The organism is Chryseobacterium sp. JUb7 (assembly GCF_024806495.1).
GTDB lineage: Bacteria > Bacteroidota > Bacteroidia > Flavobacteriales > Weeksellaceae > Chryseobacterium.
In genome coordinates, this window is record NZ_JANUFF010000005.1 from 210,090 (window position 1) to 226,249 (window position 16,160).

The 16,160-nt window shown below is 35.6% G+C and carries 29 protein-coding genes; all 29 read right to left on the bottom strand.

The genetic code is table 11. The features are described 5' to 3' along the window. Positions 1-62: 62 nt before the first annotated feature. Entirely contained in the window at positions 63-1,949 is a 1,887-nt protein-coding gene (locus M2373_RS11740; RefSeq protein ID WP_259110842.1) for a beta-galactosidase family protein, read from the bottom strand. 146 nt (positions 1,950-2,095) lie between these two features. Beyond that, on the bottom strand, positions 2,096-2,620 hold the full coding sequence (rplQ, locus tag M2373_RS11745; RefSeq protein ID WP_259110845.1) for a 50S ribosomal protein L17: 525 nt from the start codon (positions 2,618-2,620) through the stop codon (positions 2,096-2,098). A 6-nt stretch (positions 2,621-2,626) separates the two neighbouring features. Further along, positions 2,627-3,622: a DNA-directed RNA polymerase subunit alpha gene (locus M2373_RS11750; protein ID WP_259110848.1), complete on the bottom strand. Its 996-nt coding sequence runs from the start codon at positions 3,620-3,622 to the stop codon at positions 2,627-2,629. A gap of 33 nt (positions 3,623-3,655) precedes the next feature. Next, a complete protein-coding gene (gene rpsD / locus M2373_RS11755) occupies positions 3,656-4,264 on the bottom strand; it encodes a 30S ribosomal protein S4 (RefSeq protein ID WP_259110851.1) in 609 nt (202 codons plus the stop codon). A 19-nt stretch (positions 4,265-4,283) separates the two neighbouring features. Beyond that, positions 4,284-4,673 (bottom strand): 30S ribosomal protein S11, encoded by a 390-nt coding sequence (rpsK, locus tag M2373_RS11760; protein ID WP_259110854.1) that lies wholly within the window; start codon positions 4,671-4,673, stop codon positions 4,284-4,286. A gap of 12 nt (positions 4,674-4,685) precedes the next feature. Next, a complete protein-coding gene (gene rpsM, locus M2373_RS11765) occupies positions 4,686-5,063 on the bottom strand; it encodes a 30S ribosomal protein S13 (RefSeq protein ID WP_007839478.1) in 378 nt (125 codons plus the stop codon). Between the two features lie 9 nt (positions 5,064-5,072). Then, complete coding sequence (gene rpmJ / locus M2373_RS11770) at positions 5,073-5,189, bottom strand: 50S ribosomal protein L36 (protein ID WP_007839480.1); 117 nt, start codon at positions 5,187-5,189, stop codon at positions 5,073-5,075. A gap of 61 nt (positions 5,190-5,250) precedes the next feature. Next, positions 5,251-5,466 (bottom strand): translation initiation factor IF-1, encoded by a 216-nt coding sequence (gene infA, locus M2373_RS11775; RefSeq protein WP_027381317.1) that lies wholly within the window; start codon positions 5,464-5,466, stop codon positions 5,251-5,253. 3 nt (positions 5,467-5,469) lie between these two features. Beyond that, positions 5,470-6,849: a preprotein translocase subunit SecY gene (gene secY, locus M2373_RS11780; RefSeq protein ID WP_259110860.1), complete on the bottom strand. Its 1,380-nt coding sequence runs from the start codon at positions 6,847-6,849 to the stop codon at positions 5,470-5,472. Between the two features lie 9 nt (positions 6,850-6,858). Next, positions 6,859-7,308, bottom strand: coding sequence for a 50S ribosomal protein L15 (rplO, locus tag M2373_RS11785; RefSeq protein WP_233112235.1), 450 nt, complete (start codon positions 7,306-7,308; stop codon positions 6,859-6,861). Between the two features lie 21 nt (positions 7,309-7,329). After that, a complete protein-coding gene (gene rpmD / locus M2373_RS11790) occupies positions 7,330-7,506 on the bottom strand; it encodes a 50S ribosomal protein L30 (RefSeq protein ID WP_007839493.1) in 177 nt (58 codons plus the stop codon). Between the two features lie 10 nt (positions 7,507-7,516). Continuing rightward, positions 7,517-8,038, bottom strand: coding sequence for a 30S ribosomal protein S5 (gene rpsE / locus M2373_RS11795; protein ID WP_034712988.1), 522 nt, complete (start codon positions 8,036-8,038; stop codon positions 7,517-7,519). A gap of 19 nt (positions 8,039-8,057) precedes the next feature. Continuing rightward, complete coding sequence (rplR, locus tag M2373_RS11800; RefSeq protein WP_259110868.1) at positions 8,058-8,411, bottom strand: 50S ribosomal protein L18; 354 nt, start codon at positions 8,409-8,411, stop codon at positions 8,058-8,060. 15 nt (positions 8,412-8,426) lie between these two features. Further along, a complete protein-coding gene (gene rplF / locus M2373_RS11805) occupies positions 8,427-8,972 on the bottom strand; it encodes a 50S ribosomal protein L6 (RefSeq protein ID WP_259110870.1) in 546 nt (181 codons plus the stop codon). 17 nt (positions 8,973-8,989) lie between these two features. Beyond that, complete coding sequence (rpsH, locus tag M2373_RS11810) at positions 8,990-9,388, bottom strand: 30S ribosomal protein S8 (protein ID WP_259110872.1); 399 nt, start codon at positions 9,386-9,388, stop codon at positions 8,990-8,992. A gap of 149 nt (positions 9,389-9,537) precedes the next feature. Beyond that, the gene (rpsN, locus tag M2373_RS11815; protein WP_027387207.1) at positions 9,538-9,807 is read right to left on the bottom strand and encodes a 30S ribosomal protein S14; all 270 of its coding nucleotides are present in this window, start codon (positions 9,805-9,807) and stop codon (positions 9,538-9,540) included. Positions 9,808-9,810: 3 nt separating this feature from the next. Then, on the bottom strand, positions 9,811-10,362 hold the full coding sequence (gene rplE, locus M2373_RS11820; protein WP_089028770.1) for a 50S ribosomal protein L5: 552 nt from the start codon (positions 10,360-10,362) through the stop codon (positions 9,811-9,813). 13 nt (positions 10,363-10,375) lie between these two features. Continuing rightward, the gene (rplX, locus tag M2373_RS11825) at positions 10,376-10,702 is read right to left on the bottom strand and encodes a 50S ribosomal protein L24 (protein ID WP_259110878.1); all 327 of its coding nucleotides are present in this window, start codon (positions 10,700-10,702) and stop codon (positions 10,376-10,378) included. Between the two features lie 22 nt (positions 10,703-10,724). Further along, positions 10,725-11,093 carry a 50S ribosomal protein L14 gene (gene rplN / locus M2373_RS11830; RefSeq protein ID WP_034684837.1) on the bottom strand — a complete coding sequence of 123 codons (369 nt, stop codon included), beginning with the start codon at positions 11,091-11,093 and terminating at the stop codon, positions 10,725-10,727. After that, positions 11,093-11,350, bottom strand: coding sequence for a 30S ribosomal protein S17 (gene rpsQ, locus M2373_RS11835; protein WP_052186088.1), 258 nt, complete (start codon positions 11,348-11,350; stop codon positions 11,093-11,095). Before rpsQ ends, rplN begins: the two co-directional genes overlap by 1 nt. Before the next feature lie 11 nt (positions 11,351-11,361). Beyond that, positions 11,362-11,550 carry a 50S ribosomal protein L29 gene (gene rpmC, locus M2373_RS11840; protein WP_259110880.1) on the bottom strand — a complete coding sequence of 63 codons (189 nt, stop codon included), beginning with the start codon at positions 11,548-11,550 and terminating at the stop codon, positions 11,362-11,364. A 12-nt stretch (positions 11,551-11,562) separates the two neighbouring features. Further along, the gene (gene rplP / locus M2373_RS11845; RefSeq protein ID WP_042720939.1) at positions 11,563-11,988 is read right to left on the bottom strand and encodes a 50S ribosomal protein L16; all 426 of its coding nucleotides are present in this window, start codon (positions 11,986-11,988) and stop codon (positions 11,563-11,565) included. Between the two features lie 97 nt (positions 11,989-12,085). Next, the gene (gene rpsC, locus M2373_RS11850) at positions 12,086-12,844 is read right to left on the bottom strand and encodes a 30S ribosomal protein S3 (RefSeq protein WP_259110885.1); all 759 of its coding nucleotides are present in this window, start codon (positions 12,842-12,844) and stop codon (positions 12,086-12,088) included. Between the two features lie 7 nt (positions 12,845-12,851). Next, positions 12,852-13,250, bottom strand: a complete 399-nt coding sequence (gene rplV, locus M2373_RS11855; protein ID WP_103289182.1) for a 50S ribosomal protein L22 — start codon at positions 13,248-13,250, stop codon at positions 12,852-12,854. Between the two features lie 2 nt (positions 13,251-13,252). Then, complete coding sequence (rpsS, locus tag M2373_RS11860; protein ID WP_034702850.1) at positions 13,253-13,531, bottom strand: 30S ribosomal protein S19; 279 nt, start codon at positions 13,529-13,531, stop codon at positions 13,253-13,255. 2 nt (positions 13,532-13,533) lie between these two features. After that, positions 13,534-14,355, bottom strand: coding sequence for a 50S ribosomal protein L2 (gene rplB / locus M2373_RS11865; protein ID WP_123909155.1), 822 nt, complete (start codon positions 14,353-14,355; stop codon positions 13,534-13,536). A 22-nt stretch (positions 14,356-14,377) separates the two neighbouring features. Beyond that, positions 14,378-14,668, bottom strand: coding sequence for a 50S ribosomal protein L23 (gene rplW, locus M2373_RS11870; RefSeq protein WP_259110889.1), 291 nt, complete (start codon positions 14,666-14,668; stop codon positions 14,378-14,380). Between the two features lie 3 nt (positions 14,669-14,671). After that, the gene (gene rplD, locus M2373_RS11875) at positions 14,672-15,301 is read right to left on the bottom strand and encodes a 50S ribosomal protein L4 (RefSeq protein WP_259110891.1); all 630 of its coding nucleotides are present in this window, start codon (positions 15,299-15,301) and stop codon (positions 14,672-14,674) included. Beyond that, entirely contained in the window at positions 15,292-15,918 is a 627-nt protein-coding gene (gene rplC, locus M2373_RS11880; RefSeq protein ID WP_048504768.1) for a 50S ribosomal protein L3, read from the bottom strand. Before rplC ends, rplD begins: the two co-directional genes overlap by 10 nt. Between the last annotated feature and the right edge of the window lie 242 nt (positions 15,919-16,160).

The window sequence follows — 16,160 nt, forward strand, 5'->3', positions numbered from 1 at the left end:
TATCATCTGAAAAAATAAAAGCCGTCTACTTATTGTGAGACGGCTTATTATTTGTTTTTATTTTATCTTGTAAGATCATTTAAAATTGGTTTTTCAATGGTACTTACAGTGTTCTGAACTTTTTCATTAAGCTGGTCAAAAATAATAATTTCATTTTTCCCCTGCCTTAGCCAGACACCCGGAATATATAATGTCTGCTGAGGGCCTACTTTCCAGAATCTCCCTAAATTTTTACCGTTAATAAATATAATTCCTTTACCCCAGTTCTGCATATCAATAAAAGTATCTCCGGCTTCTTTAAGTTCAAACTCTCCCTGATAAATTGTTGGTACATCTTTTAGTGTGCGGTACTCTCCCTTAGCTATTGGTTTTGTTTTTATTGTTGAAAAAAACTGATCTTGAAAAGGAAGTTTAATCATTTCCCAAGTTCCCGTAATTTTTTTATCATCTATTTTTACAGGAGAAACAATTCCTTTTGTATTTTCATTAATCTGAGCATCATAATTAATTCTTCCCCAATTTTCAACCAATATTTCCAGATCTGCATTTTTAGGAATATCAACCTGCATTGTATAATTGTTGTAAAACCTGTTTAATTCGCCCAATTTTTTACCATTAACGTATACTGTAGCGTAATCCCTAAGCCCGCTTACATCTAACTTACCACTTACGGATTCATTAAAATGATGGCGATACAGTACGTATCCATATCCCTGATTAAGTTCTTCAAAGGTAAGAGGTTTGTCTGCTTTTACTTTTTCCTGGCTTTCAGAATATTTAAAAACACTATACAGTTTACTGAGCCTGATATCTTTAATTTTGATCACTTTTATAGGAGCCGGAACATCAGGAAGTTTTTCTTTTGTATATTTCGACAGTACTAAACGAAGTGAATCATATTTCGGAGTTCTCCAGCCTGCTTCAGAAATAGGAGCATCATAGTCATATGAAGTTAAATCCGGTTGGATATCATGTTCTTTATTATAATTTGCCCCGGATGTAAAACCAAAATTGGTACCACCGTGAATCATATAATAATTGAAGGAAACTCCGTTTTTTAAAAAGTCTTTTGTGAGTCTTACAATTCCATCGGTTTTTGTTCTCGGAAAACCTTCTCCCCAGTGGGTCAACCATCCCGGATAAAATTCAGCGATCATGTAAGGACCCTGATTATTATGATAATTATTGACTACCTTTCTCAGCTTATCTATATTCTTTTCACCATTAGCACCCGGTAATGCACCTTCTACATATCCTCCTCCAAAAAAATCAGAAACATCGGAAGTATACATCGGCAGATCAAAACCTACATCTTTGATCTGCTTAACTACCTTATTGAGATAAGATTTATGAGATTGTTGAGAAATATCTTTTCGCTGAAATGCAAAAAGACCAAATTCATTTTCTGCCTGAACCATAATAATAGGACCTCCTTTGGTGATCTGCAGATCTTTCACCTGATGATAAAGCTCAGATAAATACTTATGGTTGGCAGAAAGAAATGGTTCATTATCTTCTCTGATTTTAAGACCTTTTATATTTTGGAGCCACCATGGATATCCACCGAACTCCCATTCTGCACATACATACGGACCCGGTCTCAGAATAACATACAATCCAACATCTTCAGCGGTTTTGATAAAGGCTCTCAAATCTTTTTGTCCTGACCAGTCCCATTTTCCCTGGCTTTCTTCATGGTAATTCCAGAATACGTAAGTGGCCACTGTATTCAATCCCATCGCTTTCATCATTAATAACCGATGCTTCCAGTATTCTTTAGGGACTCTTGGGTAATGCATTTCTCCAGAACGAATTTCAATGTCTTTGCCATTGAGTATAAAATGTCCGTTTTTAATTTCAAAACTTTTCTTTTGGTTTTGTTGGGCGAATGTTAGCATACTCCATAGCGAAATAATAAACAGAAACGTTTTTGTTTGCAAATTTTTCATCGTATTGAATGTTTTTATGCTAATATAAAAAATAGCAGTATAAAACAAAATTGCAATTCGTTAAAATTCACATAACGACCTTTTTATCCATTAAAAACAAAAAACCGCTCAGAAATCTGAGCGGTTTTTATATATCTGAATGAATATTATTCTTCAGTTTTTTCCTCTGTAGAATCAGCTGCTTCTGCCTTAGGCTCTTCAACTTTTTCTTCTACTTTAGGAGCTTCAGCAACTACAGCTTCTTTTTTAGCCGTTGTAGCTCTTCTGCTTCTTCTTGTAGCTTTTTTCTCTTCAGCATTAGGATTATAAAGCTCGTTGAAATCTACCAATTCGATAAGAGCAGTATCAGCAGCATCACCTGGTCTGAAACCTGTCTTGATGATTCTTGTATAACCACCGTTTCTTTCAGCGATTTTAGGAGCTACAGTTCTGAACAATTCAGCAACTGCTTCTTTATTTTGAAGATATGAAAAAACAATTCTTCTATTGTGTGTAGTATCTTCTTTTGCTTTTGTTAATAGAGGTTCAACATATACTCTCAAAGCTTTAGCTTTAGCTACAGTAGTGTTGATTCTTTTATGCTCAATTAGAGAACAAGCCATATTAGAAAGTAAAGCACTTCTGTGAGAAGCTGTTCTTCCTAAGTGATTGAATTTTTTACCGTGTCTCATTATTAATTATTTATCAGCGTCTAACTTATATTTTGCAACGTCGAAACCGAAGTTAAGACCTTTTGAATGCACTAATTCTTCTAGTTCTGTCAAAGATTTTTTACCAAAATTTCTGAATTTCATCAAATCAGACTTACTGTAAGAAACCAATTCTCCAAGAGTTTCTACTTCAGCTGCTTTCAGACAGTTTAGGGCTCTTACAGAAAGATCCATATCTGCTAATTTAGACTTAAGTAGTTGTCTCGTATGAAGAGTTTCCTCATCATATTGGATAGATGCTTTTACGGCTTCAGTTTCAAGAGTGATTCTCTCATCAGAGAACAACATGAAGTGATAAATTAATATCTTAGAAGCTTCAGTTAAAGCATTTTGAGGGCTGATAGATCCATCAGTCTCTATATCTAATACAAGTTTTTCGTAGTCTGTTTTTTGCTCTACACGATAATTTTCAATACTATACTGTACTTTCTTAATTGGTGTAAAAATAGAGTCAATAGCAATAGTACCTACAGGTGCATTGTTTGACTTATTTTGTTCTGAAGGAACATATCCTCTACCTTTTTCAATATTGAAAGTAATTTCGAAAGTTACATCACTGTTTAGGTTACAGATCACTAGATCCGGATTAAGAATCTCAAATCCATTGATTGATTTACCTAAGTCTCCAGCAGTAATAATCGTTTGACCCGAAACTTTAGCAACAACCTGCTCATTCGTCTGGTTTTCTGCCGTAGCTTTTAATCTTACCTGCTTAAGGTTAAGAATAATTTCGGTAACGTCTTCGATTACTCCTGGAATAGTTGAAAATTCGTGCTCTACACCTTCTATTTTGATAGATGAAATAGCGTATCCTTCCAGAGAAGAAAGCAACACTCTTCTCAAAGCATTACCGATTGTAAGCCCGAAACCTGGTTCTAGAGGTCTGAATTCGAATTGACCTTTAAATTCATCAGAGTTAAGTAAAATTACTTTATCGGGTTTTATGAATTGTAAAATTGCCATATTATTGGGTTGAGCAAAAATTTGATTAAAAAATTATTTAGAGTAAAGTTCGACGATAAGTTGTTCCTTGATCTCCTCCGGAATCTGGATTCTTTCAGGAGCAGAAACGAAAGTACCTTCTTTCTTCTCATCGTTGAATTGTAACCACTCATAGTTTGCTTTAGCAGCCAATGAATTGGTAACAACCTCAAGAGACTTAGACTTTTCTCTTACAGCAATTACGTCACCAGCTTTAAGCAAATAAGATGGAATGTTTACTAGCTCTCCGTTCACAGTGATGTGTCTGTGAGAAACTAATTGTCTAGCACCAGCTCTGGTTTTAGCAAAACCTAATCTGTATACTACATTATCCAATCTAGACTCGCAAAGTTGTAAAAGAACTTCACCTGTTACTCCTTTACTTCTGTGTGCTTTATCAAATAGGTTAGCAAACTGTCTTTCTAAAATACCGTAAGTATATTTAGCTTTTTGTTTTTCAGCTAACTGAACTGCATATTCTGATTTTTTAGCACCTCTTCTCTTGTTAGGACCGTGTTGTCCTGGCGGTTGGTTTTTTCTTTTCTCGAAGTTTTTATCATCTCCGTAGATTGCAGCACCAAACTTTCTAGCAATCTTAGTTTTAGGTCCAATATATCTTGCCATAATGGGTAAATTCTAAAAATTAAACTCTTCTTCTTTTTGGTGGTCTACAACCGTTGTGTGGCATAGGAGTCACGTCAACGATTTCTGAAACTTCAATTCCTGAATTGTGAATAGTTCTGATTGCAGATTCTCTACCTGCACCTGGACCTTTCACAAACACCTTTACTCTTCTTAAACCTGCTTCGTGAGCTACATTAGAGCAATTTTCTGCTGCCATTTGAGCAGCGAAAGGAGTATTCTTTTTAGAACCTCTGAATCCCATTTTACCGGCAGAAGCCCAAGAGATTACCTCTCCGTTTTTATTTGTTAAAGAAATGATGATGTTATTGAAAGAAGCTTGAATATGAGCTTCACCAATAGCTTCAACTTTTACTTTTCTTTTTTTAACTACTTTAGTTTGTTTTGCCATAATTCCTAACGATTATTTACTAGCTTTTTTCTTGTTAGCAACAGTTTTTCTCTTTCCTTTACGGGTTCTAGAGTTGTTTTTCGTTCTCTGGCCTCTTAAAGGTAATCCAAGTCTGTGACGTATTCCTCGTTGGCATCCTATGTCCATCAATCTCTTGATGTTCAATTGCACTTCAGATCTAAGTTCCCCTTCTACTTTTACGTTTTCTGAGATATAAGTTCTGATTGCAGCCAATTCATCGTCATTCCATTCGTTGACTTTCTTGTCTTCGCTGATACCGGCAGCTTTAAGGATTTCAGAAGAAGTACTTCTTCCAACTCCGTAGATGTAAGTTAAACCGATAACGCCTCTTTTGTTTTTTGGTAAATCAATACCTGAAATTCTCGCCATAATTTAATTTTAGCCTTGTCTTTGTTTAAATTTTGGGTTTTTCTTGTTGATTACAAACAGTACACCTTTTCTGCGTACGATTTTGCAATCAGCACTTCTTTTTTTAATTGATGCTCTTACTTTCATTTTGATAGTATTTATTTTTTAACAATAGCCAAATGGAACAAGTATTCCATTTGGCATTTGTTTAGTATCTAAATGTAATTCTCCCTTTTGATAAATCGTAAGGAGACATTTCTAGTTTTACCTTATCACCAGGTAAAAGTTTAATATAATGCATTCTCATTTTACCAGAAATATGAGCGATAAGTATATGCCCATTTTCCAGCTCTACACGGAACTGGGCGTTCGAAAGTGCTTCCGTAATAACGCCGTCTTGTTCAATATGTTTTTGTTTCGCCATAAATTAATATCCAGTCGTTCTTGATAATTTAGACTGCATTAAGCCATCATAATGATGGTTCAGCAGATAGGTATTAATCTGTTGAACAGTATCTAAAATTACTCCAACCATAATCAATAGTGATGTTCCCCCGAAAAATAAGGCGAACGCATCTGTCTGAACAAAGCTTCCATGCACAATTGCTGGAAGGACTGCAAAGATAGATAAAAATATTGCACCTGGCAAGGTAATTTTTGATAAAATATCATCTAAATAATCAGCAGTTTCTTTCCCGGGTCTTACTTTCGGTACTAAACCTCCGTTTCTCTTCAAATCATCAGCCATTTGGTTTACCGGAATTGTAATCGCAGTATAGAAAAATGAGAAGATAATAATTAATAGCGCGAACAATACATTGTATTGCCAGCTAAAAACATTCTTGAAACCTGCAAGAAAAGTGTTAGACTCATCGAATTTTGTTAATAATCCAGGTACGAACATCAATGCCTGAGCAAAGATAATCGGCATTACACCTGCAGCATTTACTTTCAATGGGATCCACTGTCTTGCTCCTTGCATAAGATTTCTGTTTACACCTCCTCTTGCTTGAGCTCTGCTTACATACTGGATAGGGATTTTTCTGACAGCAACAGATAGTACTACTGCTAAAAGAACAACCAACATCCAGAAAATTACTTCAATAAGGATCATGATTGATCCCATCCCTCCTTTTCCGTTCTGCACGGCCATTTCCTGTACAAATGCTTCTGGAAGTCTAGATAAAATACCTACCATAATAAGGATAGAAATACCATTTCCGATTCCTTTATCAGTAATTTTTTCACCTAGCCACATTGCAAATACAGATCCGGCAACAAGTATTACAATACTTGGTAACCAGAACATGATAGAATTTGGCTCTACATAGTATGCAGAAGAGAATTGAGCATATGGTAAGAATAATTGAGTAATAGAAGTTAAATAAGAAGGTGCCTGTACTAAACAAACTCCAATAGTTAACCATCTTGTAATTTGGTTCAATGTATTTCTACCTGACTCTCCATCTTTCTGAAGCTTCTGAAGATAAGGGATAGCCATCCCCATCAACTGAACAATAATAGAAGCAGAAATATAAGGCATGATTCCTAACGCCATCACGGAAGCGTGGCTGAAAGCCCCCCCCGTAAACGACGAAAGCAAGCCAAGGAGACCTGCTCCTTGCTTGTTACCGCCCTGACTTTTATAATGCTCTAAGAGATCTCCTACTTCCGCAAGGTTAATTGCCGGAAGAGAGATATAAGATGCGAATCTATACACAAGGATAATCCCTAAAGTGAAGAGAATTTTATCTCTAAGCTCTTTAAGACTCCAAATATTTTTAAGTGTTTGTATAAATTCTTTCATTAGTAATTATTATAAGGTAATTGCTTTTCCACCTGCTTTAGCAATAAGCTCTTCAGCAGATTTAGTGAATTTGTCAGCAGAGATTGAAACCGCAGATTTCAATTCTCCTCTACCCATAATTTTCACTAATTCGTTTTTAGTAATTAGACCGTTCTCAATCATAACTTCTCTTGTAATATCTCCAGTGATAGATTTATTCTCGATTAAAGTTTGAATTGTATCAAGGTTAATTCCTCTAAACTCTTTTCTGTTTACGTTTTTGAATCCGAATTTAGGTAATCTTCTTTGTAAAGGCATCTGACCTCCTTCAAAACCGATCTTCTGAGAATAACCAGCTCTTGCTTTCTGTCCTTTATGTCCTTTCGTAGCAGTACCTCCTTTTCCACTACCTTGACCTCTACCAATTCTTTTTGAATTGAAAGTAGATCCTGCAGCAGGTTTTATGTTATTTAAATTCATTTTAATTTCTTTTGTTAAAAATTATTTTTGAACTTCAAGTAAATGACTAACTGCAGCTATCATTCCTAAGATAGAAGGAGTAGCTTCGTGTTCTACAACTTGGTGAAGTTTCTTAAATCCTAATGCTTCAAGCGTTCTCTTTTGGGTTTTTGTTCTACCAATAGCGCTTCTTACTTGTTTTACTTTAATTGTTGCCATTGTTTATATATTAACCGTTAAACACTTTACTTAGAGAAACTCCTCTCATTCTTGCAATTTCTTCAGGTCTTCTGATGTCCAATAACGCTTTGAAAGTAGCTTTCACCACGTTGTGAGGGTTTGAAGATCCTTTAGATTTTGAAAGGATATCGTGAATACCAGCAGATTCAAGTACCGCTCTTACCGCACCACCGGCGATAAGTCCTGTACCGTGAGAAGCAGGTCTTAAGAAGATATCTGCACCACCGTATCTAGCAGTAGTTTGGTGAGGAATTGTGTGGTTCATTACAGGAACTTTTACAAGGTTTTTCTTAGCGTCTTCAACTGCTTTAGCAATTGCAGAAGCAACCTCTTTAGATTTTCCTAGTCCGTAACCGATAACTCCTTCCTCGTTACCTACAACTACGATAGCAGAGAATCCGAAAGCTCTACCTCCTTTAGTTACTTTTGTTACTCTGTTAACAGCTACGAGACGATCTTTAAGTTCTAATCCTCCCGGTTTTACTCTTTCTATATTATCTAGTCCTAACATATTTTCCGAAATTTAATGATTAGAATTTAAGTCCTCCTTCTCTCGCACCATCAGCTAGAGCTTTCACTCTTCCGTGATATACGAATCCGTTTCTATCAAACACTATAGTTTCAATTCCTGCAGCTTTAGCTTTAGCAGCGATTGCTTTACCTACAGCAGCAGAAACTTCAGTTTTAGTTCCGTTAGCATCAACTCCTTTCTCTCTAGAAGAAGCAGAAGCTAAAGTTTTCCCACTGTTGTCGTCGATTAACTGAGCGTAAATTTCCTTATTACTTTTATATACAGATAATCTTGGCAATTCAGAAGATCCAGAGATTTTCCCTCTTACTCTTCGTTTTATTCTTATTCTTTTTTCTAATTTACTTAATGCCATAATACTTATAATTTATTAAGCAGATTTACCAGCTTTACGTCTAACAATTTCTCCTACGAATTTAACACCTTTTCCTTTGTATGGCTCAGGCTTTCTGAAAGAACGGATCTTTGCAGCTACCATTCCAAGAAGTTGATTGTCGTGAGACGTTAAAGTAATAATTGGGTTTTTACCTTTTTCAGTCAATGTATCTACTTTCACTTCACCTGGAAGTTCCAATACGATACCGTGAGAGAATCCTAAAGCCAGCTCAAGTTTTTGACCTGAGTGAGATGCTCTGTATCCTACCCCTACTAATTCCAGTTTCTTTTCGAAACCTGTATTAACACCAACAATCATGTTGTTGATCAACGCTCTGTATAAACCGTGAAGCGCTTTGTGCTGTTTAGTATCAGATGGTCTGTTTACGTTCAGTATACCATCATTTTGTTCTAAAGTAATTCCTGCTGTAAGCTCCTGAGAAAGTTCTCCTTTAGGACCTTTTACAGTTACTACACCGTTGTTTTCAGTGATCGTAACTCCTGCTGGAATTGTTATAATTGCTTTACCAATTCTTGACATTTTCCTCTGATTAAAAATTAATAAACATAGCAGATTACTTCACCGCCTACTTTTTCTTCTCTAGCTTTCTTGTCAGTCATTACTCCTCTTGAAGTAGAGATGATAGAAATACCCAAACCGTTTAGTACTCTTGGAAGTTCTCCTGAACCTTTGTACTGTCTCAAACCTGGTCTAGAAGCTCTTTGAATAGACTTGATAGCTGGTTTGCTGGTTTGTTTGTCGTACTTTAAAGCGATTTTGATCGTACCTTGAACAGCGCTATCTTCAAACTTGTAGTTTAAGATATACCCTTGATCAAATAAGATCTTAGTAATCTCCTTTTTGATTTTCGATGCAGGAATTTCCACCACTTTATGGCCTGCGCTTTGTGCGTTCCTTACTCTTGTTAGGAAATCTGAAATTGGATCTGTTACCATTTTTCTTTTATAAATTATTGGTTAAAGAACAATCAGTTTTGCAAAGACTTGAAGAGTAAAATATCAGACGTCAGAAATCTTCGGTCTGATATTTTTTATCTTTAGTATCTGAACAACTTAATTGTCCCGATTTTTTTAATTAGTAATTATTACCAACTAGCTTTTTTAACTCCCGGGATAAGACCGTTGTTTGCCATTTCTCTGAAAGTTACTCTGGAAATACCAAACGTTCTCATGTATCCTCTTGGTCTACCTGTCAGTTTACATCTGTTGTGTAATCTTACAGGAGAAGCGTTTTTAGGAAGCTTTTGTAAACCTTCGTAATCACCTGCTTCTTTAAGAGCTTTTCTTTTATCAGCGTATTTAGCAACTAGTGCTTCTCTTTTGCGCTCACGCGCTTTCATTGATTCTTTAGCCATTTCTTAGTTCTTTTTAAATGGTAAACCGAAGTGAGTTAATAATGCTTTAGCTTCTTTATCTGTTTTCGCAGTTGTAACGAAAGTGATGTCCATCCCTTGGATTTTTTTCACTTTGTCGATTACGATCTCAGGGAAGATAATTTGCTCAGTAATACCTAAGTTGTAATTACCTCTACCATCGAAACCATCAGCTTTAATACCAGAAAAATCTCTAATACGTGGTAAAGCAGAAGCAGTAAGTCTGTCTAGGAACTCATACATTTTGTGAGCTCTAAGAGTAACTTTAGCCCCTACAGGCATACCTTTTCTCAATTTGAAAGCAGCTTCGTCTTTCTTAGAGATAGTACCTACAGCCTTCTGACCAGTGATGTTCGTTAATTCTTCAACAGCATAATCAATGATTTTTTTGTCTGCAGTAGCATCACCTAACCCTTGAGAAAGGATGATTTTTTCCAATTTAGGTACCTGCATTACTGACTTGTACCCGAATTCTTCCATCATTGCAGGAACAATCGTTTCTTTATATGCTTTTTTGGGTCTTGCTATATATTCCATGTGTTATTTAAAATTATAAAGTTTCACCCGTTTTTTTGTTGATTCTTACTTTCTTATCTCCTTCGATTTTGTAACCGATTTTGATAGCTTTTCCGTCTTTACCAACTAAAGCTATGTTTGAGATATGGATAGAAGCTTCCTTTTCTGTGATTCCTCCTTGAGGATTTGAAGCTGAAGGCTTAACGTGTTTTTTAACGATGTTAAGTCCTGCAACGATCACTCTTGGGTCTTTACCTTCTTTTTTGATCACTTCAATAACTTCACCAGTCTTACCTTTGATATCTTTCTTACCAGTAGTAATGATTACGTTATCTCCTCTTTTTATTTTTAACTTTGACATTTTCTTTTAAAAATTTTAAAAATTAAAGTACTTCAGGAGCCAATGAAATGATTTTCATATATTCTTTGTCTCTCAACTCACGAGCAACAGGTCCGAAAACACGAGTTCCTCTCATTTCTCCACCAGCGTTTAGTAAAACACAAGCATTGTCTTCGAATTTGATGTATGAACCATCTTTTCTTCTTACTGCTTTTTTAGTTCTTACTACTACCGCTTTAGATACTTGACCTTTCTTTGCGTTTCCTGATGGTGTAGAATCTTTAATAGTAACTACGATCTTATCACCAACTGAAGCATATCTTCTTCTGGTACCACCCAGAACTCTGATTACTAGTACTTCTTTCGCACCAGTGTTATCAGCAACTTTTAATCTTGATTCTGTTTGTAACATTACTTAGCTTTTTCAATGATTCTTACTAATCTCCATCTCTTGCTCTTGCTCATAGGTCTAGTTTCTTGGATAAGAACTGTATCTCCTTCTGTGCATTCGTTGTTCTCGTCGTGTGCAGTATATTTTTTCGTTTTTAATACGAATTTACCGTACATCGGGTGTTTCACTCTCGTCGTCTCACTTACAACAATGGTCTTTTCCATTTTATTGCTGGAAACTATTCCGATTCTTTCTTTTCTTAAGTTTCTTTCCATAATGTATGAAAATCTTATTGTTGTTTGTTAGTTAACTCAGTATTTAATCTTGCGATTGCCTTTCTCAAATCTCTGATTTGAATAGGGTTTTCAAGCGGGCTGATTTTGTGAGCCAATTTCATTTTAGAATATTGAGCTTTCGCATCAGCTAGTTGAGCTTGAATATCCTCTGCGCTTAAATTTTTAATATCAGCTGTTTTCATTGTATTCAAAGATTAAAGAGGTTTAACAAAATCGTTAGCAACTATAAATTTAGTAACTACTGGTAATTTCTGTGCAGCAAGTCTTAAAGCTTCCTTAGCGATTTCGTAAGGTACACCTCCGATTTCGAACATAATTTTACCTGGTTTTACTACAGCTACCCAATATTCCACAGCACCTTTACCTTTACCCATACGTACTTCCGCTGGTTTTTTAGTAATTGGCTTATCCGGGAAGATTTTGATCCATAGTTGACCCTCTCTCTTCATATATCTTGTCGCAGCGATACGCGCAGCTTCAATTTGTCTTGCAGTGATCCAAGCACCTTCTGTCGCCTTAATCCCGAAAGTTCCATAAGCAAGTTGACTACCTCTTTGGGCATTCCCCTTCATTTTCATCTTATGAACTCTACGGAACTTGGTTCTTTTTGGTTGTAACATAATTTCTAAATTTTAGATTTTAGATTTTAGATTTTAGATTTTTTTTATTTTAAAAAAGTAACGGTAATTTAAAATTCAAAATTTCTATCTAAAATTTTTAATTATTATTGTTATTATTATTGTTATTGTTCTTTCTAGGTCTTCTGTTGTCTCTGTCTCCTCCTCTGTTGTTTCTATCTCCTGACGGACCTCCTTTTTTCTGTTGTCCCACTAGAGGAGAAAGTTCTCTTTTACCGTAAACTTCACCTTTCATGATCCAAACTTTTACACCTAGCTTACCGTACTGAGTCAATGCTTCACCAATGTGATAATCGATATCAGCTCTGAAAGTAGACAAAGGAATTCTTCCGTCTTTGAAAGATTCTGATCTTGCCATTTCAGCACCGTTCAATCTACCAGAGATTTGAACTTTGATACCTTCTGCACCCATTCTCATTGTACCAGCGATAGCCATCTTAACAGCTCTTCTGTAAGAGATTCTGTTTTCGATTTGCTTCGCAATGCTATCAGCAACTAATACAGCGTCAAGTTCAGGTCTTTTGATTTCGAAAATATTGATTTGAATATCCTTTTTAGTAAGTTTCTTCAATTCTTCTTTCAATTTATCAACTTCCTGACCTCCTTTACCGATGATAAGTCCCGGTCTAGCAGTAGTGATAGTAACTGTAACTAATTTTAATGTTCTTTCAATATAAATTCTTGAAATCCCACCTTTAGATAATCTAGCCTCAAGGTATCTTCTGATTTTGTAGTCTTCCGCGATTCTGTCTCCATAATCGTTTCCACCAAACCAGTTAGAATCCCATCCTCTGATGATACCTAATCTATTACCAATTGGATTTGTCTTCTGTCCCATACCTTGATTAATTTTCTTTTTTACCTAAGATTAATGTAATGTGGTTTGATCTTTTTCTGATTCTGTACCCTCTACCTTGTGGAGCTGGTCTTAGTCTCTTCAATTGTCTTGCACTGTCTACAAAAATTTCTTTAACGATAAGATTTGCTTCTTCAATATCAGCACCTTCGTTTTTAGTCTGCCAGTTAGCCATTGCTGAAAGCAATACTTTTTCCAACTTGTTAGATGCGTCTTTTTTAGAATATTTTAGAATATATAAAGCTTTGTCTACTTCTACTCCTCTGATGATATCAGCTACTAATCTCATTTTTCTTGGAGAAGACGGGCAATCATTATGTAATGCTTTCACTACATCCTGATTTGTTAACTTACGTGCTAATGCACTTTCTCTTTTTCTTGATCCCATGATTATCTACTTCCTTTGTTTTTGTTACCACCATGACCTCTGAAAGATCTTGTTGGAGAAAATTCGCCTAGCTTGTGACCAACCATGTTTTCTGTAACATAAACAGGGATAAAAGATTTCCCGTTGTGTACTGCAATAGTTTGTCCTACGAAGTCCGGAGAGATCATTGATGCTCTAGACCAAGTTTTGATAACTGTCTTCTTACCAGACTCTATGTTTGTCTGAACCTTCTTATCTAAAGTATGATGAATGAATGGTCCTTTTTTAAGTGATCTTGCCATAATTATTTTCTTTTAGATACGATGTAACGGTTAGACACTTTGTTTTTCTTTCTAGTTTTGTAACCTTTAGACGGCATACCGTTTCTAGATCTTGGGTGACCTCCAGAAGAACGTCCTTCACCACCTCCCATTGGGTGATCTACAGGGTTCATTACTACCGCTCTTGTTCTTGGTCTTCTACCTAACCATCTGCTTCTACCAGCCTTACCTGATACAGTTAACTGGTGATCAGAGTTAGAAACAGAACCAATCATTGCATAACATTCAGTAAGGATCATTCTAGATTCTCCTGAAGGCAATTTGATGATTGCATATTTTCCGTCTCTTGAAGTTAATTGAGCTGAAGAACCAGCACTTCTTGCTAAAATAGCACCTTGACCAGGCTTCATTTCAACACAAGAAATTACAGTACCTAATGGAATGTTTTTCAACTTCATTGCGTTCCCTACATTTGGCTCTACGCTTTCACCAGAAATTACTTTCTGATCAACTTTGATACCGTTTGGAGCGATGATATATCTCTTCTCTCCGTCAGCATACTCTAATAAAGCGATAAATGCAGTTCTGTTTGGATCGTATTCTACAGATTTTACAGTGGCTTCAACGTTTGCTTTGTTTCTTTTGAAGTCAATAATTCTGTATTTCTTTTTGTGTCCACCGCCGGTGTAACGCATGGTCATTTTACCAGTTTGGTTACGTCCACCTGACTTTTTAATACCAACTGTTAGAGATTTCTCTGGTTTGTTGGTAGTAATTTCCTCAAAATTGTTTACAATTCTGAATCTCTGTCCCGGGGTGATAGGTTTTAATTTTCTAACAGACATTACTATTATTTATAATTAATAATTAATTTACAGCAAAAATATCGATAACCTCACCTTCAGCAAGTTTGATTACCGCTTTTTTCAATTTGTTTGTCTTTCCTACTTGAAGACCTTTTTTAGTGTATTTCGAAGAAACCTTCGGAGCATAAATCATTGTGTTAACGTCTGCTACTTTTACACCATAAGCTGCTTCTACAGCATTTTTAATCTGGATTTTATTCGCCTTAGGATTTACTAAGAAAGAATAAGAACCTCTTAAATCTGTAAGGTAGTTAGCCTTTTCTGAGATAACTGGTTTAATGATAATAGACATGACTTATTTCTTTAAATTTTCCTGGAATTTTTCAACTGCACCTTCGAAGAATACGATCTCACCTGCATTTACTAAATCGTAAGAACTAACTTCGTTAAAGTTCATTACTTTAGTTTTAGGTAAGTTTCTTGAAGATAAATACACATTCTTATTAGCTTCAGGAAGAATGAATAAAGATTTTTTACCGTTCAATGTCAATGCATCTAATAAAGTAATGAAATCTTTAGTCTTAGGAGCGTTTAAGCTCACATCTTCTAAAACTTTAATGCTGTTATCTCTCATTTTCTGAGATAAAACAGATTTTTTAGCTAATCTCTTAAGAGCTTTGTTCAATTTGAATCTGTAGTCTCTTGGTTTTGGTCCGAATACTCTACCTCCACCTCTGAAAGTTGGAGATTTGATATCACCATATCTAGCAGATCCAGATCCTTTTTGCTTCTTAAGTTTTTTAGTAGAAGCAGTAATTTCGCTTCTCTCTTTTGATTTATGAGTTCCTTGTCTCTGTGCTGCAAGGTACTGCTTAACTTCTAAGTAAACCGCGTGCTGATTTGGCTCAATTCCGAATACTGTTTCGTCTAGAGTTACTTTTCTTCCGGTCTCCTTTCCTGATGTATTTAATACTACTAGTTCCATTTTCTGATAATTACATAAGAATTTTTAGCTCCCGGAACAGCACCTTTTACTACTAAAAGATTTTGTTCTTGATCCACTTTTAATACTTGAAGGTTTTGTACAGTTACCTGCTTACCTCCCATTCTACCCGCCATTCTCATTCCTTTGAATACTCTCGAAGGATCCGATCCAGCACCGATAGAACCTGGAGCTCTAAGTCTGTTGTGCTGACCATGAGTAGCTTGCATTACACCTCCAAATCCGTGTCTTTTAACAACACCTTGGAAACCTTTACCTTTAGAAGTACCTGTTACGTCAACATATTCACCTTCAGCGAATAAATCAACTTTTACTTCTTCTCCTACTTTTACTTCATCAACGAATTCTCTGTAGAATTCTACCAATTTAGCTTTAGGAGCAGAACCAGCCTTTTTAAAATGACCAGCTAACGCTTTACCAACGTTCTTCTCACTCTTGTCATCGAAACCTAATTGAACAGATTTGTATCCGTCCTTTTCAATGGTTCTGACCTGTAAAACCGAGCATGGACCAGCTTGAATAACTGTACAAGGAATATTTTTCCCTGCTTCGTCAAACAAAGACGTCATACCGATTTTTTTACCAATAATACCTGACATTGTTTATGTTATAATAAAATTTATCTTCTGTTTATCACCATTTTTCGGAGGTCTGAAGTAATTTCTACTTTTGATATAGGCATACTACGCCCCTAAAATGAGTGTGCAAATTTATGAATATTTTTATAACTGACAAATATTTACAACAAAATATTTTGATTTTTAATCAATTAGGTCATTTTGAGAAAATTCAGTCTTAATTTTCGGAAAAAAATTTTTGAAATGTAAAAAATTTAAAAATG

Coding starts and splice junctions, on each gene's coding strand:
- M2373_RS11740 (WP_259110842.1), bottom strand. CDS start 1,949: ATGAAAAATTTGCAAACAAAAACGTTTCTGTTTATTATTTCGCTATGG.
- rplQ (WP_259110845.1), bottom strand. CDS start 2,620: ATGAGACACGGTAAAAAATTCAATCACTTAGGAAGAACAGCTTCTCAC.
- M2373_RS11750 (WP_259110848.1), bottom strand. CDS start 3,622: ATGGCAATTTTACAATTCATAAAACCCGATAAAGTAATTTTACTTAAC.
- rpsD (WP_259110851.1), bottom strand. CDS start 4,264: ATGGCAAGATATATTGGACCTAAAACTAAGATTGCTAGAAAGTTTGGT.
- rpsK (WP_259110854.1), bottom strand. CDS start 4,673: ATGGCAAAACAAACTAAAGTAGTTAAAAAAAGAAAAGTAAAAGTTGAA.
- rpsM (WP_007839478.1), bottom strand. CDS start 5,063: ATGGCGAGAATTTCAGGTATTGATTTACCAAAAAACAAAAGAGGCGTT.
- rpmJ (WP_007839480.1), bottom strand. CDS start 5,189: ATGAAAGTAAGAGCATCAATTAAAAAAAGAAGTGCTGATTGCAAAATC.
- infA (WP_027381317.1), bottom strand. CDS start 5,466: ATGGCGAAACAAAAACATATTGAACAAGACGGCGTTATTACGGAAGCA.
- secY (WP_259110860.1), bottom strand. CDS start 6,849: ATGAAAGAATTTATACAAACACTTAAAAATATTTGGAGTCTTAAAGAG.
- rplO (WP_233112235.1), bottom strand. CDS start 7,308: ATGAATTTAAATAACATAAAACCTGCTGCAGGATCTACTTTCAATTCA.
- rpmD (WP_007839493.1), bottom strand. CDS start 7,506: ATGGCAACAATTAAAGTAAAACAAGTAAGAAGCGCTATTGGTAGAACA.
- rpsE (WP_034712988.1), bottom strand. CDS start 8,038: ATGTTAGGACTAGATAATATAGAAAGAGTAAAACCGGGAGGATTAGAA.
- rplR (WP_259110868.1), bottom strand. CDS start 8,411: ATGGCATTAAGTAAATTAGAAAAAAGAATAAGAATAAAACGAAGAGTA.
- rplF (WP_259110870.1), bottom strand. CDS start 8,972: ATGTCAAGAATTGGTAAAGCAATTATAACAATTCCAGCAGGAGTTACG.
- rpsH (WP_259110872.1), bottom strand. CDS start 9,388: ATGGTAACAGATCCAATTTCAGATTTCCTAACAAGAGTAAGGAACGCA.
- rpsN (WP_027387207.1), bottom strand. CDS start 9,807: ATGGCTAAAGAATCAATGAAAGCGCGTGAGCGCAAAAGAGAAGCACTA.
- rplE (WP_089028770.1), bottom strand. CDS start 10,362: ATGGAATATATAGCAAGACCCAAAAAAGCATATAAAGAAACGATTGTT.
- rplX (WP_259110878.1), bottom strand. CDS start 10,702: ATGTCAAAGTTAAAAATAAAAAGAGGAGATAACGTAATCATTACTACT.
- rplN (WP_034684837.1), bottom strand. CDS start 11,093: ATGTTACAAACAGAATCAAGATTAAAAGTTGCTGATAACACTGGTGCG.
- rpmC (WP_259110880.1), bottom strand. CDS start 11,550: ATGAAAACAGCTGATATTAAAAATTTAAGCGCAGAGGATATTCAAGCT.
- rplP (WP_042720939.1), bottom strand. CDS start 11,988: ATGTTACAACCAAAAAGAACCAAGTTCCGTAGAGTTCATAAGATGAAA.
- rpsC (WP_259110885.1), bottom strand. CDS start 12,844: ATGGGACAGAAGACAAATCCAATTGGTAATAGATTAGGTATCATCAGA.
- rplV (WP_103289182.1), bottom strand. CDS start 13,250: ATGGGATCAAGAAAAAGAGAAAGTGCATTAGCACGTAAGTTAACAAAT.
- rpsS (WP_034702850.1), bottom strand. CDS start 13,531: ATGGCAAGATCACTTAAAAAAGGACCATTCATTCATCATACTTTAGAT.
- rplB (WP_123909155.1), bottom strand. CDS start 14,355: ATGTCTGTTAGAAAATTAAAACCTATCACCCCGGGACAGAGATTCAGA.
- rplW (WP_259110889.1), bottom strand. CDS start 14,668: ATGTCTATTATCATTAAACCAGTTATCTCAGAAAAGGCTAACTACCTT.
- rplD (WP_259110891.1), bottom strand. CDS start 15,301: ATGGAACTAGTAGTATTAAATACATCAGGAAAGGAGACCGGAAGAAAA.
- rplC (WP_048504768.1), bottom strand. CDS start 15,918: ATGTCAGGTATTATTGGTAAAAAAATCGGTATGACGTCTTTGTTTGAC.